Below are 13,922 nucleotides of genomic sequence, written 5' to 3'. Positions count from 1 at the left end.
GGCAGCCTAGCGGGCGCGAGAGGCCGATCGACCCCGCACCCTCAGTCCACGCGTGCCGCCAACGCGGCCGTCAGACCGTCCCGCCACGGCCGCAACGGGGTGAGACCCGCCTCGTTCCAGGCTCGCGGGGACAGCACCGAGTAGGCCGGACGAGGGGCCGGACGCACGTAGCGATCACTGCCGCAGGGCCGCACGCGTTCGGGGTCGGCGCCCACGCCGGCGAACGTCGCTCGCGCGAGGTCGAACCACGAGGCCCGGCCGGAATTGGTGGCGTGCAGGATCGGCGGGAGCCGTCGTTCGGTGGTCGCCACCTCGAGAAGGGCGTCGGCGAGATCGGCCGCGTAGGTCGGCGACCCCACCTGATCGTCCACCACATCGACGAAGTCCCGCTCCCGTTCGAGGCGGAGCATCGTGGCCACGAAATCCGAGCCCCGGCCGGTGTAGACCCACGCGGTGCGCACCACGGTGGCCGTCGGCAATGCGGCGAGCACCGCCCGCTCGCCGGCCAGCTTGGTGCGCCCGTACGCGGTACGAGGCCCGGTGGCGTCCGACGGCTCGTACGGGTCCGACGCGGTTCCCCCGAACACGTAGTCCGTCGAGACGTGCACCAGCCGCGCTCCCACGGCTGCGCAGGCTTCCGCCAGAACTCGCGGGCCGGTGGCGTTGACGATCTCGGCGCGCTCTTCCTCGGATTCGGCCGCGTCCACAGCGGTGTGCGCGGCGCAATTGACCACCACGCAACCCGGCGTCAGCGCGTCCGCCACGGCACGCGGGTCGGTGATGTCCATCTCACGTGAGGTGAAGCCGTCGATCGACAGTGTCGCGTCGACCGGTCGGTCGAGGATGCGGGTTCCCACCTGACCGGCGGCTCCCGTCACCACGATGCGGGTACTTCCGGGCCCCGAAGCGCCGGCACGGTCTGCGTGGGTCGTCACGGGCACCGAGTGTGGCACGCCGTGTCCGCCTGCGCCGACCTCGGCCGTGGTGCGGTTAGCCTGAGGCACGTGACGGATTCTGTGACGGGCCCCGGGACACCGCGCGATCCGCACAGATCCCGCTCGGCCCGCGACCCCGGCTATCGCCGAGCCCCCGACGACATGCGTGGTCGTCGCGACGACCCCGACGACATCCGTGGTCGTCGCGATTCTCGGGATCCGCGGGCACGCCGTGAACCGTCGACGGACGGCCGGGGGCATCGTCGCCCGGAGGACACGCCGGCCCGTCGGCGACCGGCCGGACACCGTTCGCAGAAGTCCGCGCGCCCCACCGGCCACGTGGTCGTGGCTCTGCTGTCGACCCTGATTCTTCTCGTCACCGGTATCGCTTGGCAGAGCATCGACTCGCTGCGCAGCAACCTCGCCACCGTCTCCAACCTCGGGCTGGGCGGGGGTACCGACGGCGCGATCGACATCCTGCTGGTCGGGACCGATTCTCGGACCGACGCGCACGGCAACGAGCTGACGCAGGCCGAGCTCGATTCGCTGCGCGCCGGCGAGGAGGTCGCGAACAACACCGACACAATCCTGCTCGTCCGCGTTCCCAACGACGGATCCTCCGCGACGGCCATCTCCATCCCTCGCGACGCCTACGTCCGCGTTCCCGGTATCGGCGACTCCAAGATCAACGCCGCCTACGGAGCGACCAAGGAAGAGAAGCGAATCGAGCTCGTCGAGAGCGGCGTTCCCGACGCACAGGCCGACGCGGAGTCCACCGAGGCCGGGCGTCAGGCTCTCGTCGAGTCGGTCGCCGACCTGACCGGCGTGACCGTCGATCACTACGCCGAGGTGGGACTGCTCGGATTCGTTCTGCTGACCGACGCCGTCGGCGGCGTCGACGTCTGCCTCAACAATCCGGTGGACGAGCCCCTGTCCGGGGCCCGGTTCGCCGCCGGAGAGCAGACGCTCTCGGGCGCCGACGCACTCAGCTTCGTGCGTCAACGGCACGATCTTCCGCGCGGAGACCTCGACCGCATCGTCCGACAGCAGGTCTTCATGGCCTCGCTCGTGCGCGAGGTGCTCAGCGCCCGAACGCTCAGCAATCCGTCCACCCTGTCGCAACTGGGTGCCGCGGTGCAGCGTTCGGTGGTACTCGACTCGGACTGGGACATCCTCCAATTCGCGACGAACCTCCAGGACGTCGCCGGTGGGGCCGTGACCTTCGAGACCATTCCGGTAGCGGACATCAACGGGGTCACCGACTACGGCGAGTCCATCGTGGCCGTCGATCCGGTGGCCGTACAGGACTGGGTGCGAGGGCTGTCGGGCGACGCGGCGACCGAGGACGACGCCACCCCCACCGACGACGCTCCGGACATCGATCCGTCGTCCGTCACGGTCGACGTGGCCAACGACAGCGGCATCGACGGTCTCGCCGCTCAGGTCGCGTCGGACCTGTCCAACGAGGGCTTCGGGACCGGCGACGTCGGCAACAACGAGGACGCTCCGGTCACCACGACGACGGTGTTCGCCGCGTCCGTCGACAGCGACGCCGCCACGGTCGTCGCCGCTCGGGTGGGCGCCGCGGCGGTCGAGACCGACGCCACGCTCCCCCGCGACACCGTGCGCGTCGTGGTCGCCGCCGACTACCGGGCCCCCACCGTGGACCCCGGAGCGACGGGGGCGGCTCTCGCGGGCGTCACCTCGGCCGGCGATCTGCCGATACCGGCACCACCGGCGCAGAACCCGATCGACGCCGGGAACGTGGGACCGCAATGCGTGAACTGATCGTGAGCCCGCGCGTCGGGCCGTGACAGACTCTGTTCTCGTGACCCTCACCGATCTCCTGCTCGATCCCATCCTGGCCGTCGACGGCGCGGGTCCTCGGATCACCTACTACGACGACAGCACCGGCGAGCGCATCGAACTGTCCGCCATCACGCTGGCGAACTGGGCGGCGAAGACCGCGAACTTCGTTCGCGACGAGACGGGTGTGCAACCGGGCGACGTGGTCTGCGTGGACCTGCCCGCGCACTGGCAGACGGCCGCGGTGCATCTGGGTCTGTGGTGGGCGGGCGCGACGGTGGTCCTCGGCTCCCACCCCGACGCCGTGCTCGCGATGGTCACCGCCGACAAGGTCGCCGATGCCGATGCACCCGAGATCGCCGCGTTCTCGCTCGACCCCTTCGGCAAGGGGATCGCCGATCTTCCCATCGGGGTCGTCGACTACGCCACGGCCGTACGGGTGCACGGGGACACGTTCGCGCCGGCCGGCGCCGGTGCCGCACTCGACGGTCGGTCCGTGGAGGACGTGCTCGCGGCCGCCCTCGTCGCTGCCGAGCGCCGGAACCTGTCGCCGACGGATCGGGTGCTGAGTACCCGGGAATGGGACTCCGACGACGCGCTGATCGACGGGTTCGTCGCCGTGATGGCTGCCGGTGCCTCGCTCGTGCAGGTGCGCAATCCTGCCGCGGGTTCGCAGGAACGGCGCCGGGAGACCGAAAAGGTCACCGCCGTTCTCGACTAGCTGTTCTCCTCGCGAGCCGTGCCGGGAGGCGTGTCTGGGGGCGTGTCAGGGGGCGTGGGTCTGCGATAGCCCCCGTCCTCGAGGCCGGCCGCGATCTCGAATCGGTTGCGCGCACCGGGCCGTCGCACCTCCTCGACGAGGTACCGCACCGCGAATCCGAGACCGTGGCGAGCCCACTGATCGGCGTGCACGGCTTCGTGGCGGAGCAACCGGGCGCGCTTCTCGGGATCGTCCAGCGTGGAGCCGGTGAGGAACACCGCGCCCACACAGGTCCCGCCCCGTGCGTAGCCTCGGGACATTCCTCGACAGACGAGAAGATCGGTGGCGCGGTCCCATTCCGGGTAGGCGCCCCACAGCCGAGCCCAGCCGAGCGCGAGCACCGACACCACGGTGACCTGCCGGCTTCCCCTCGACACCGCGTTCAGGGCACCGGCCGGCAATCGGCGTGATGAAGGTCGATCGCGCATTCTCACAGCATCCCGTCTGCGTCGGCATCGTGTCCACGTCGGTGCCCGGTCACATCAGCGCCACGCCGACCGCGCAGGCGGTGACCGACAACCCCACGGTGGTGACGAGGTGCAGCGCCGCCGCCGGGAGGCGGTTCTCCTGCACGAGCCGGACGGTCTGCACACTCGCGGTGGAGAAGGTGGTGAACCCGCCGCAGAAACCGGTTCCGAGGACGACGAGCAGAGTAGTAGGAGCGCCGTGGAACATCACGGCGCCGGCGAGCAGTCCCAGAAGGAACGAACCGACGACGTTGATACCGAGCACGGCGGCGGGCCACCGCGGGAACAGCGGCGTCAGGACGGACTCGGTCGCTACTCGAGCGACCGCGCCCACGGCACCGGCCGTCGAGACGGCGAGCAGCAGCCAGACGCCGGTCATCTCGGCACCCCACGGGAGGAGATCCGAGCACCGACGACGATGCCCGCGAACGCGGCGATCACTCCGAGAATCACGGTCGAGACGAGATATGCGGCGGCCGTGGCGGTCTCACCGCCCCGGATCAGATCCACGCTCTCGAGCGCGAAGGCCGAGTACGTCGTGAACGCACCGCAGAAGCCACTGCCCGCGAGCAATCGGAGTCGACGCCGACGGCCGAGGTCCGGGCCGCGACGCAGCAAGGCCTCGAGGAGCAGTCCCAGAACGAAGGCGCCGAGGAGATTGACCACGAAGGTGGCCCACGGCCATCCCCCCTCCGCCGGCCAGGTGGTCTCCGCGCCGTATCGCGCGGCCGTGCCCAGTGCCCCGCCGACGAACACGAGGGACAGAGCCGCCGGATCACGGTGCAGCGCCCGGGGACCGGTGCGCGGTCCGGCCGGTTTCACCCGAGGAGACTCCGGCGCAGCGCCTCGTCCTTCTCGAGCACGGTGGCCTCGAGGCTTCGCTGGAAGGACTCCATCCGCGCGCGCAGCGTCGGGTCTGCGGACCCCAGGATGCGAACCGCCAGCAGACCGGCGTTGCGCGCGCCTCCGATCGACACCGTTGCCACCGGAACTCCCGCGGGCATCTGCACGATCGACAGAAGCGAGTCCATACCGTCGAGGTATTTCAGCGGCACCGGAACACCGATCACCGGGAGCGGAGTCGCGGACGCCACCATGCCCGGCAGATGGGCGGCTCCGCCCGCTCCCGCGATGATCACCTCGACACCCCGACCCGCGGCGTCCCGGGCGTAGTCGAGCATCCGCTGCGGAGTGCGATGTGCGGAGACGACACCGACCTCGAACGGAACCTCGAACTCGGCGACCGCGAGCGCGGCGGCCTCCATGGTGGGCCAGTCCGAGTCACTGCCCATGACGATGCCCACGCGGGCACCGGGGATCGTCGTCGTCTCATCCATGGTGCGGGTCCCATCCGTCGGTCCAGGTACCGTGCGAGAGCCAGTGGGCGGCTCTCTCGGCGCGTTCGCGCAGCGCGGCGACGTACTCGGGATCGTCCGGTGATCCTGCCGGTCCGCCGACGATGTTCACGTGTCCGATCTTGCGATCCGGACGTTCGCCCTTGCCGTACAGGTGCACCTTGGCGTCGGGCATCCGAGCGAACAGATGGTGGACGCGCTCGTCCATCGACAGGTCCGGTTCGGCCGGTGCGCCGAGCACGTTGGCCATCACCGTCACCGGAGCGATCGGTGAGCAGTCGCCCAGCGGGTAGTCGAGAACCGCCCGGAGATGCTGCTCGAACTGCGAGGTGCGCGCGCCGTCCTGGCTCCAGTGACCCGAGTTGTGGGGTCGCATCGCCAGCTCGTTGATCGCCAGTGTGCCGTCCTCGGTCTCGAACAGCTCGACCGCCATGACGCCGACCACACCGAGTTCCGCCGCGATCCGCAGCGCGATGTGCTCGGCCTCGGCGGCTCTGTCCTCGGAGAGTCCGGGCGCGGGTGCGATGGCCACCGCGCACTGCCCGTTGCGCTGCACCGTCTCCACCACCGGCCACGTCGCTCCCTGCCCGAAGGGCGAGCGCGCGACCATCGCGGACAGCTCCCGCGTCATCCGTACCCGCTCCTCCACCATGAGTGCCGTGCCCGCGGCCAGCTGCTCCTCGACGATCTCGGCGGCCTCGTCAGCGGTGTCGGGCATCCACACCCCGCGGCCGTCGTAGCCGCCCCGAACGGCCTTGATCACCACCGGCCACCCGTGCGTGTTTCCGAACGCCACGACATCGGCGGCCTCGGTCACCGGCGCGAACGCGGGCATCGGCAGACCGAGCTCGCTCAGGCGCGTCCGCATCCGAAGCTTGTCCTGCGCGAACACCAAAGCGCCGGGCGGCGGTTGTACGTTGACGCCCTCCGACACCAGGACGTCGAGATGCTCGGTCGGAACGTGTTCGTGATCGAAGGTGAGTGCGTGCGCCCCGCGCGCGACCTCCCGGAGGGCGTCGAGATCGCCGTGGTCGCCGAGCACCACGTCGGCGGTCACTCTGGCCGCCGGCTCGTCCTCGCGGGCGGCGAGCACCCGCAGGGTCTGGCCGAGCTCGACGGCGGCGCGGTGCGTCATCCGGGCCAGCTGACCGCCACCGATCATCGCGACCGTGGGCATCGTGGACATGCGTTGACGTGGGGGTTCTGCGCGCGGAGGTACCTCTGCGTCGGGTGCGTGGTTCGGTGTCACGGCAATCATGGTGTCATGAGCCACCGACCGCGGGTGCGCGCGTCTTTGGTAATCGGATGCCCGGGTTCGTACACTTCGGTGTCGTGCCCCTGATCGACAGCGTGGTCGCGCGCCTCCCGCAACCAATTCGGACAATTGTCCTACGACATACCGAACTGATCAAATTCGCCATCGTCGGCGCCACCACGATGGTGTTCGACCTGGTGATCTTCTACAGCCTGAGTCTCACGGTGCTGGAGAACAAGCCGGTCGTCGCGAAAATCATCAGCGGCATCATGGCGACCATTCTCAGCTACATCTTGAATCGCGAATGGTCGTTCAAGAATCGCGGTGGACGCGAACGCCATCACGAAGCACTGCTGTTCTTCACCATCAGTGGAATCGGCGTTCTCATCGCCGCCGCGCCCCTGTGGATCGCCAACAACATCTTCGACATTCGCGAGGGTGCGGCGAGCCTCGGCGCCCTCGTGCTCATCGACTTCGTCCTGAACTACATCATCGGCAATCTGATGCAGATGGCGTTCCGATTCTGGGCGCTGCGCCGATTCGCCTTTCCCGAGGCCAACGGACGCGGAGCCATCGCCAATCCCCTGGTCCCCGAACACGACGAGGAGACGATCGAGGACGATCCGCGGGAGTGGCTCGGACACAGCTGACGATCGCAGCGGGGGCTCGGCGAGAAGACGAGCCGTCAGCGCGGTTCGGCGCTCCCGGCGAGAACCGGCGGAGACTCCGTCCGGATCGCCGGAATGAAGATCGAGAAGAGGGCGGGCCGCCGCCGTTGGAGTTCGAGTCGGCCCCCGTCGGCTTCGACCAGTGCGCGCGCCAGGGCCAGGCCGACGCCGGTGGAACCGGCCCCGGAGAATCCTCGGTCGAAGATGTGGGGTGCGAGCCGGTCGCTGACCCCCTGCCCCTCGTCCGCGACCTCCACCCGAACCGTCGGTTCGCGCTTCTCCCGTCCCGGTGATCCGCCGGCCACCCGAACCCTCACCGTGCAGGTACCCGCTCCGTGTTCGAGGGCGTTGTGCACCAGAACCGAGACGGCCTCGCGAAGTCGTGCCCCGGTCACCGACGCGGTCACCGCGGTGTCTCCGGTGAGCACCAGCGAACGAGACGCGTCCGCGTACGTCCGTGTCCAGTCGGCCACGACCGATTCGAGCGTCTCCATGACCGGCACCGTGGTCGCGCCCGCGGCGCCGTCGTGACGCGAGGTGCGCACCAATTCGTCTATCGCCACTGTCAGCCGGTCGACCTGGGCCATCGCTTCCTCCGCCTCCGTCACCACCTCGGGATCGGGATGGCACGACAGTTCGTCGAGTCGGAGCCGGACGGCCGTGAGCCGACTGCGGAGCTGATGGGAGACGTCGCCGACGAGGGCGTGCTCGCGCTGGAGACGGCCGACGATCTCGATCGACGCGGCGTCCAGGACGTCGGAGACCCGGTCGAGTTCGGCGACACCGTGGCGAGTCTGATCCTGACGGAAATCACCCTCCGCCAGTCGCGCGGCTCGGAGCGCCACCTGACGCAGGGGGTCGGCCAGTCGCCGCGCGGTACCCACGGCAACCGCCGTTCCCAGCGCGATGGAGAGGGACACGACCAGAGCCACGGCCCCCACCGCCTGTTTCTGCGCCGTCCGCATCTCGGACGACGGGGCTTCGAGGCGAAGCGAGACCGACGTACCCATCGACAACGACTCGACGATCGGATCGGTCACCGACGCGGCGCCCAGATCGGCGCGGGTCGCGGGGTTGGCCGGGGTCGGGTACACGATCTCGAGCCGACCCCCTCGGGGGACCAGCAGACGCAGGCTCGTGACGTCGAGCCCGCCCTCGACGAGGCCGTCGCCGCCCTCCTGCTCGATGATCTCGGAGGCCAACCGGTCCAGTCGGGACTGCAGGTCGTTGCGAGTGAAATCCTCGACCCACAACCAGGCGGTGTAGGTCAGCGGAATCCCGAGCAACAACCCGGTCAGGATCACGACCGCCAGAATCGACTGCAGAATGCGTCGGCGCATCGGACGAGCCCGCCGTCAGTCCGCGTTGATTCGGAAGCCGACCCCGCGCACGGTGGCGATCCGGCGCTCCGCGACGGAACCCTCGTCACCGATCTTGCGACGAAGCCAGGACATGTGCATGTCGAGCGTCTTCGATCCCCGCAGTTCGACGTCTCCCCACACCTCTTGCAGGATGGTCTCGCGCGACACCACCTGCCCGGCGTGATCGAGCAGGACCTTGAGCAACTCGTACTCCTTGTTCGCCAGCGAGATCTCGGCGCCGTCCAGCAGCACTCGTCGAGCGGCGGGTTCGAGGCGGAGTCCGTTCACCTCGACCACCGAGTCCTCGGCGCCGGCACCGCGCCGTCGCAGCAGGGCTCGCACCCTCGCCATCAGCTCGGCGACTCGGAACGGTTTGCTCACGTAGTCGTCCGCGCCCGCATCGAGGCCCACGACGAAGTCGACCTCGTCGGTACGTGCCGTCAGCATCAGAACCGCGATGTCCGCGCCGGTCGCCCGAATCTGTCGGCAGACCTCGAGGCCGTCCATGCCCGGGAGACCCAGATCCAGGATCAACAGGTCGTAGCCGCCGTCGAGGGCGCGCTGCAGCGCGGTGGGGCCGGTTGCTTCGACGGTCACCGCGTACCCCTCCCGGCCCAGTGCGCGGGACAGGGGTGCGGCGATGGCGTCGTCGTCTTCGGCGAGCAGAACTTCGGTCACCGGTCCACCTTACGAGGTCCAGGAGTCGACGCCGGATTCTTCGACGCGGCCGTCGCCGTCGTCGAACGCCTGGTGATAGAGCAGGGAGTGCACGCGCTCGATGTCCGGGACGTCGTCGAATTCGAGCGGATCGTCGGACATCGACACGATGACCAGGGTCCCCGTCTTCATCATCCGGTCGATCACGCCGTGCCGGAACTGCACGTTCGAGATGCTCCGCACGGGCACGTCGATTCCGGAATGCCGGAAGACGCCCTGCCGCACGAGAACTCGGCGGTCCGTCACGACGAAGTGCGTGGTTCGCCATCGCCACACCGGGAGCACCGTGCGCCAGAGCACGAAAATCGTCCACAGAGCGACCGCGCCGAGAGTTGCCGGCCACGCGAGGTCCGGGTCCAGTGACCTCCCCGCCAGCCCGACGAGGAACCCCAGTCCGGCCGTCGCGACGAGCAGCGTGACCGCGGGAACGACGAGCATCTTCCAATGCGGATGTCGGTGCAGCAGTATGTCTTCGTCACTGCCCAGGGTGGCTCGTGGAAATCCCATCGAGACCCTTACACCCCGTCCCCGGCCTCGTCGCGACCCGACTCGGGCGTCGGTTCGGCGACTCGGAGGTGAGTGACATCGCCGGCCGACACGGCAACCGGCACCGCGGATCCCCCCGACCCGTCGGGGTCCGGGGTCACGATCAGACGTCCCTCGCCGTCGACGTCCGTCGCGACGCCGTGCAGCACGACGTCGCCGGGCATCGTCACCTTCACCCGTCGGCCGAGCGTGTCGCACCGATCGCGATAGGCGGCCGCGATGCTCGTGGTGTCCCACCCGCTCTCGGCCCACTCGTCCATGGTCGAGCCGAGACCACGCAGGAACGCCCGCACGAGCGTCCCCCGGTCGATGACCGCGGCGTTCTCCAGTTGCAACGAGGTCGCCGTCGGGACCGGCAGTTCCTCGGTGGTGAGCGAGACGTTGATTCCCACGCCCGTCACCACCGTCGGCACGGGTTTCGTCGTGGCGACCTCGACGAGAATCCCGGCGACCTTGCCGCCGGACACCAGCACGTCGTTGGGCCATTTCAGGACCGCGTCGACCTCGGCGACGGTCCGGAGCACGTCCACGGTCACGATCCCGGTCACGAGCGGCATCCATCCGAGGGCCGAGGGTGCGATGCCGGGCAGTTTCAGCAACGCCGATACCGCGACCTGGGAACGGGCCGGTGCGGTGAAGGGGCGTGAATGGCGACCGCGGCCGGACTCCTGGTGATCGGCGACGAGCGCCGTGCGATCCGCGGCAGTGCCGGCCACGGCGAGCAGATCGGCATTGGTGGACCCGGTCCGGGCCACCACGTCGACCCGCGCCCACGATCGACGCGGACCGTCCACGAGGGCACGACTGAGCGCCGCACCGTCGAGCGGAGGTCGGTCCAGATTTTCCCACATGGGTCTCGAGCATAGAGACCCGTGTGGACGGTGGTCACCGACCGAGGTGGCCGGTGGTCGACGACTTGTCGACGCGCCGAGATGCCGTCCCGGTGCGTTGCTCGCGCCCCCGACACGATTAGGGTGCTGGGCTATGACGACTGTTCAGGATCCGTCCGCGCAGGAAGTGGTGTCCGACCAGAGCGGTGACGCCGCTCCGGACATCCACACCACCGCGGGGAAGCTGTCCGAACTCGCGGCGCGACACGCCGCGGCAGCCATGCCGGCCGGGGAAGCGGCCGTCGAGAAGGTGCACGCGAAGGGCAAGCTGACCGCCCGCGAACGCATCACCGCTCTGCTCGACGACGGCTCGTTCGTCGAACTCGACGCCCTCGCCCGCCACCGCAGCGTCAACTTCGGCCTCGCCGACAACCGCCCGTTCGGTGACGGCGTCGTCACCGGCTACGGCACCGTCGACGGCCGCGACGTCTGCGTGTTCTCGCAGGACGCCACCGTGTTCGGCGGTTCGCTGGGCGAGATCTACGGCGAGAAGATCGTCAAGGTCATGGACCTCGCACTCAAGACCGGTCGCCCCCTCGTCGGCATCAACGAAGGCGCCGGCGCGCGCATCCAGGAGGGCGTCGTCTCCCTCGGGCTCTACGGCGAGATCTTCCATCGCAACGTCCGCATGTCCGGCGTCGTTCCGCAGATCTCGCTGATCATGGGTCCGGCCGCCGGTGGTCACGTGTACTCCCCCGCCCTGACCGACTTCGTCGTCATGGTCGACAAGACCTCGCAGATGTTCGTCACCGGTCCCGACGTCATCAAGACCGTCACCGGTGAGAACGTCACCATGGAGGACCTCGGCGGCGCCCACACCCACATGGAGAAGTCCGGTGTCGCGCACTACGTCGCCTCCGACGAGCAGGACGCCCTCGACTACGTGCGCGACCTGCTGGGGTACCTGCCGAGCAACAACCAGGCCGCAGCGCCGCGGATGGAACCGTCGGACCCGATCGACGGCTCGATCGCGGACTCGCTCACCGCCGAGGACCTCGAGCTCGACACTCTGATCCCGGACTCCCCCAACACCCCGTACGACATGCACGAGGTCATCCGCCGCATCCTCGACGACGACGAATTCCTCGAGGTGCAGGAGGGCCGGGCGCGCAACATCGTCGTCGGGTTCGGTCGAGTCGACGGTCGCAGCGTCGGCATCGTGGCGAACCAGCCCACCTCGTTCGCCGGCACGCTGGACATCGACGCCTCCGAGAAGGCCGCACGGTTCGTGCGCACGTGCGACTGCTTCAACATCCCCATCATCACCCTCGTCGACGTTCCCGGGTTCCTCCCCGGCACCGACCAGGAGTACAACGGCATCATTCGCCGCGGCGCCAAGCTTCTCTACGCCTACGGCGAAGCCACCGTCGGCAAGATCACCGTCATCACCCGCAAGGCCTACGGCGGCGCCTACGACGTCATGGGCTCCAAGCACATGGGTGCGGACGTCAACCTCGCCTGGCCGACCGCGCAGATCGCCGTGATGGGAGCCTCCGGCGCGGTGGGCTTCGTCTACCGCAAGCGGCTGCTCGAAGCCGCGAAGAACGGCGACGACGTCGACGCTCTGCGCCTCGAACTGCAGAACGAATACGAGGACACGCTCGTGAACCCGTACGTCGCCGCCGAACGCGGATACGTCGACGCGGTCATTCCGCCGAGCCACACCCGCGGACAGATCGTCGCCGCACTGCGCCTCCTCGAGCGCAAGATGGTCACCCTGCCTCCGAAGAAGCACGGCAACATTCCCTTGTGACACGCGTTCGGTCGAGCCGGACTCACCAGAAGGTATGCGCCAGCGACCATTCGGTGAGTTCGGCGTCGATCGTCGAGCGCAGTTCGGCCTCGTCGCCCGCGTAGTCCGGGTGGATGCCGAAGAACGTGATCGTCACCTTGTTTGCGTACTCCACGGCCCAGGCCGCGATGGCCGGCCCCTGGTGTCGACGATCCTCGGCCTCCCGTCCCTGCATGATCGCGCGGATGGCGAAGGACTCGGCGACCTCGCCGCCGAGCTGGAGCGCACTGTCCGGTGCGACACCCAGATTGGACACCGTCGTGTCAGGACCGGCGATGGACGTCATCATGCGCCCGAGGATCCGGTCCGGGAGCAGTCGCGCCACCGACTGCAGGTGATCCGCGACCGATTCGTCGGACGACGCGTATCGAGCGAAGGCCGCCTTGCTGAGTCGCCTGATCTCCTGCAGACCGTGGTCCGGCGCGATGGGGCCCGGTACCCGAATCCACACGCCCCCTGACGCATTGGCACGCTCGTCGTCGTCTCCCCTGGTGCTCACCGCGATGCAGATGCGGGTCCCGTCGGCGGCGACCGGGTATCCCGTCCGCCGCAGGATGCTTGCCAGCAGCGCGGTGAACAAGCCGTTCGGAGTACCACCCAGTTCCGTTGCCCGCGCGTGCCATTCGGCACGGTCGAGATCGACGACGGCCAACGTGGTGTCCGGCTCGTCGGTGCGTTCCGACTTGGGCGGAACCGGGTTGACCCACACGGTCGTCGCGGTCTCGTCGTCCCCGGACGGTCCCCGCCGCAGGCTTCGCAGCGCCGCGGAGACCGCGCTTCTGGCGATCACCGCGACCGCGGTCGCCACCGTCGGCACCTGCGCCGCCGCGTCGCTCAGGTCGCCGAGCACCGCGCGCGGGCCCGTCGCCTCGCGCTCGTCGGGCAGGTTCGACCGGGACGTTCTCGACGCGGCCGCCGCGAGTGCCGCGTAGACCGCCTGACCGTCGGCGACCATGTGCGAGACGAGCAGCGACACGACGGTCCGTCCCGATTCCGTTCGCGCCCAGTCGATGGTCCATCCCCGACCGGAGGCGGGGTCGAGGTCGGCCGACCGCAATCGGGTGTCCACCCACGTTCCGACGCCCTCGTCGGGCAGGAGTTCCGGCTCTCGACGCACCGAGGGCTGCCGGCCGGACCGCACCCACCTGTCGCGAGCGACGGGGACGGCCGCGCGAACGATCTTGCGGTCGAACGAACCCGCGGCCAACTCCCGCGCGAGCTCGTCGATCGCCTCGTCACCGGGGTCGCGCGAGAACACCCACAGGTACTGGATGGGAGCCGTCCAGCCGAACAGACGTTCCGCCAGAGCGTACGACTCGTCCGCACCCGCGACTCGGGTCATGATTCGTCACCGTCCTTCGATCGCTCGG

Annotated in this window: 15 protein-coding genes; 4 read left to right on the top strand and 11 right to left on the bottom strand. The window is 69.2% G+C overall.

The features are described from left to right. Positions 1 to 41: 41 nt before the first annotated feature. On the bottom strand, positions 42 to 935 hold the full coding sequence (gene rfbD, locus ACY466_RS09480; RefSeq protein WP_463251939.1) for a dTDP-4-dehydrorhamnose reductase: 894 nt from the start codon (positions 933 to 935) through the stop codon (positions 42 to 44). A gap of 69 nt (positions 936 to 1,004) precedes the next feature. Here rfbD and ACY466_RS09475 point away from each other — a divergent pair, with 69 nt between their 5' ends. Beyond that, positions 1,005 to 2,723, top strand: a complete 1,719-nt coding sequence (locus tag ACY466_RS09475) for an LCP family protein (protein ID WP_463251938.1) — start codon at positions 1,005 to 1,007, stop codon at positions 2,721 to 2,723. A 40-nt stretch (positions 2,724 to 2,763) separates the two neighbouring features. Beyond that, positions 2,764 to 3,462: a TIGR03089 family protein gene (locus tag ACY466_RS09470; RefSeq protein WP_463251937.1), complete on the top strand. Its 699-nt coding sequence runs from the start codon at positions 2,764 to 2,766 to the stop codon at positions 3,460 to 3,462. Here the strand turns inward: ACY466_RS09470 and ACY466_RS09465 are convergent. Genes ACY466_RS09465 through ACY466_RS09445 form a run of 5 tightly spaced genes read right to left on the bottom strand, consistent with a single transcriptional unit; the run spans position 3,459 to position 6,509 of the window. Further along, on the bottom strand, positions 3,459 to 3,929 hold the full coding sequence (locus ACY466_RS09465) for a hypothetical protein (RefSeq protein WP_463251936.1): 471 nt from the start codon (positions 3,927 to 3,929) through the stop codon (positions 3,459 to 3,461). The two genes, ACY466_RS09470 and ACY466_RS09465, sit on opposite strands and share 4 nt — an antisense overlap. A gap of 49 nt (positions 3,930 to 3,978) precedes the next feature. Next, positions 3,979 to 4,347, bottom strand: coding sequence for a fluoride efflux transporter FluC (locus ACY466_RS09460; protein ID WP_463251935.1), 369 nt, complete (start codon positions 4,345 to 4,347; stop codon positions 3,979 to 3,981). Beyond that, a complete protein-coding gene (locus ACY466_RS09455) occupies positions 4,344 to 4,790 on the bottom strand; it encodes a fluoride efflux transporter FluC (RefSeq protein WP_463251934.1) in 447 nt (148 codons plus the stop codon). Before ACY466_RS09455 ends, ACY466_RS09460 begins: the two co-directional genes overlap by 4 nt. Further along, positions 4,787 to 5,305 (bottom strand): 5-(carboxyamino)imidazole ribonucleotide mutase, encoded by a 519-nt coding sequence (gene purE, locus ACY466_RS09450; RefSeq protein WP_463251933.1) that lies wholly within the window; start codon positions 5,303 to 5,305, stop codon positions 4,787 to 4,789. The genes ACY466_RS09455 and purE overlap by 4 nt, the downstream gene beginning before the upstream one ends. Then, the gene (locus ACY466_RS09445; RefSeq protein ID WP_463251932.1) at positions 5,298 to 6,509 is read right to left on the bottom strand and encodes a 5-(carboxyamino)imidazole ribonucleotide synthase; all 1,212 of its coding nucleotides are present in this window, start codon (positions 6,507 to 6,509) and stop codon (positions 5,298 to 5,300) included. Before ACY466_RS09445 ends, purE begins: the two co-directional genes overlap by 8 nt. Before the next feature lie 146 nt (positions 6,510 to 6,655). Here ACY466_RS09445 and ACY466_RS09440 point away from each other — a divergent pair, with 146 nt between their 5' ends. Continuing rightward, a complete protein-coding gene (locus ACY466_RS09440) occupies positions 6,656 to 7,228 on the top strand; it encodes a GtrA family protein (protein ID WP_463251931.1) in 573 nt (190 codons plus the stop codon). A 35-nt stretch (positions 7,229 to 7,263) separates the two neighbouring features. On the opposite strand, the gene ACY466_RS09435 is transcribed toward ACY466_RS09440, so the two are convergent. The 4 genes from ACY466_RS09435 to ACY466_RS09420 are packed head-to-tail and all read right to left on the bottom strand — an operon-like array spanning position 7,264 to position 10,721. After that, positions 7,264 to 8,586 (bottom strand): sensor histidine kinase, encoded by a 1,323-nt coding sequence (locus tag ACY466_RS09435; protein WP_463251930.1) that lies wholly within the window; start codon positions 8,584 to 8,586, stop codon positions 7,264 to 7,266. A gap of 15 nt (positions 8,587 to 8,601) precedes the next feature. Beyond that, a complete protein-coding gene (locus tag ACY466_RS09430; RefSeq protein WP_463251929.1) occupies positions 8,602 to 9,285 on the bottom strand; it encodes a response regulator transcription factor in 684 nt (227 codons plus the stop codon). A 9-nt stretch (positions 9,286 to 9,294) separates the two neighbouring features. Then, entirely contained in the window at positions 9,295 to 9,831 is a 537-nt protein-coding gene (locus ACY466_RS09425; RefSeq protein ID WP_463251928.1) for a PH domain-containing protein, read from the bottom strand. A gap of 8 nt (positions 9,832 to 9,839) precedes the next feature. Next, the gene (locus ACY466_RS09420) at positions 9,840 to 10,721 is read right to left on the bottom strand and encodes a biotin--[acetyl-CoA-carboxylase] ligase (RefSeq protein ID WP_463251927.1); all 882 of its coding nucleotides are present in this window, start codon (positions 10,719 to 10,721) and stop codon (positions 9,840 to 9,842) included. 133 nt (positions 10,722 to 10,854) lie between these two features. On the opposite strand from ACY466_RS09420, the gene ACY466_RS09415 reads away from it, so the two are divergent. Then, complete coding sequence (locus ACY466_RS09415; RefSeq protein WP_463251926.1) at positions 10,855 to 12,513, top strand: acyl-CoA carboxylase subunit beta; 1,659 nt, start codon at positions 10,855 to 10,857, stop codon at positions 12,511 to 12,513. A gap of 22 nt (positions 12,514 to 12,535) precedes the next feature. Here the strand turns inward: ACY466_RS09415 and ACY466_RS09410 are convergent, their stop codons facing one another. After that, a complete protein-coding gene (locus ACY466_RS09410) occupies positions 12,536 to 13,894 on the bottom strand; it encodes a hypothetical protein (protein ID WP_463251925.1) in 1,359 nt (452 codons plus the stop codon). Positions 13,895 to 13,922 lie beyond the last annotated feature (28 nt).

The sequence above is a fragment of the Rhodococcus sp. K11/5 genome, from assembly GCF_055193735.1.
The sequence above is the reverse complement of the archived record's forward strand: the minus strand, read 5'-3'. Positions and strand labels throughout refer to the sequence as shown.

Bases quoted from the DNA above. Each gene is read 5' to 3' on its own strand.
- ACY466_RS09465 (WP_463251936.1), bottom strand. From the start codon at position 3,929: ATGCGCGATCGACCTTCATCACGCCGATTGCCGGCCGGTGCCCTGAAC.
- ACY466_RS09460 (WP_463251935.1), bottom strand. From the start codon at position 4,347: ATGACCGGCGTCTGGCTGCTGCTCGCCGTCTCGACGGCCGGTGCCGTG.
- purE (WP_463251933.1), bottom strand. From the start codon at position 5,305: ATGGATGAGACGACGACGATCCCCGGTGCCCGCGTGGGCATCGTCATG.
- ACY466_RS09445 (WP_463251932.1), bottom strand. From the start codon at position 6,509: ATGTCCACGATGCCCACGGTCGCGATGATCGGTGGCGGTCAGCTGGCC.
- ACY466_RS09435 (WP_463251930.1), bottom strand. From the start codon at position 8,586: ATGCGCCGACGCATTCTGCAGTCGATTCTGGCGGTCGTGATCCTGACC.
- ACY466_RS09425 (WP_463251928.1), bottom strand. From the start codon at position 9,831: ATGGGATTTCCACGAGCCACCCTGGGCAGTGACGAAGACATACTGCTG.
- ACY466_RS09420 (WP_463251927.1), bottom strand. From the start codon at position 10,721: ATGTGGGAAAATCTGGACCGACCTCCGCTCGACGGTGCGGCGCTCAGT.
- ACY466_RS09415 (WP_463251926.1), top strand. From the start codon at position 10,855: ATGACGACTGTTCAGGATCCGTCCGCGCAGGAAGTGGTGTCCGACCAG.
- ACY466_RS09410 (WP_463251925.1), bottom strand. From the start codon at position 13,894: ATGACCCGAGTCGCGGGTGCGGACGAGTCGTACGCTCTGGCGGAACGT.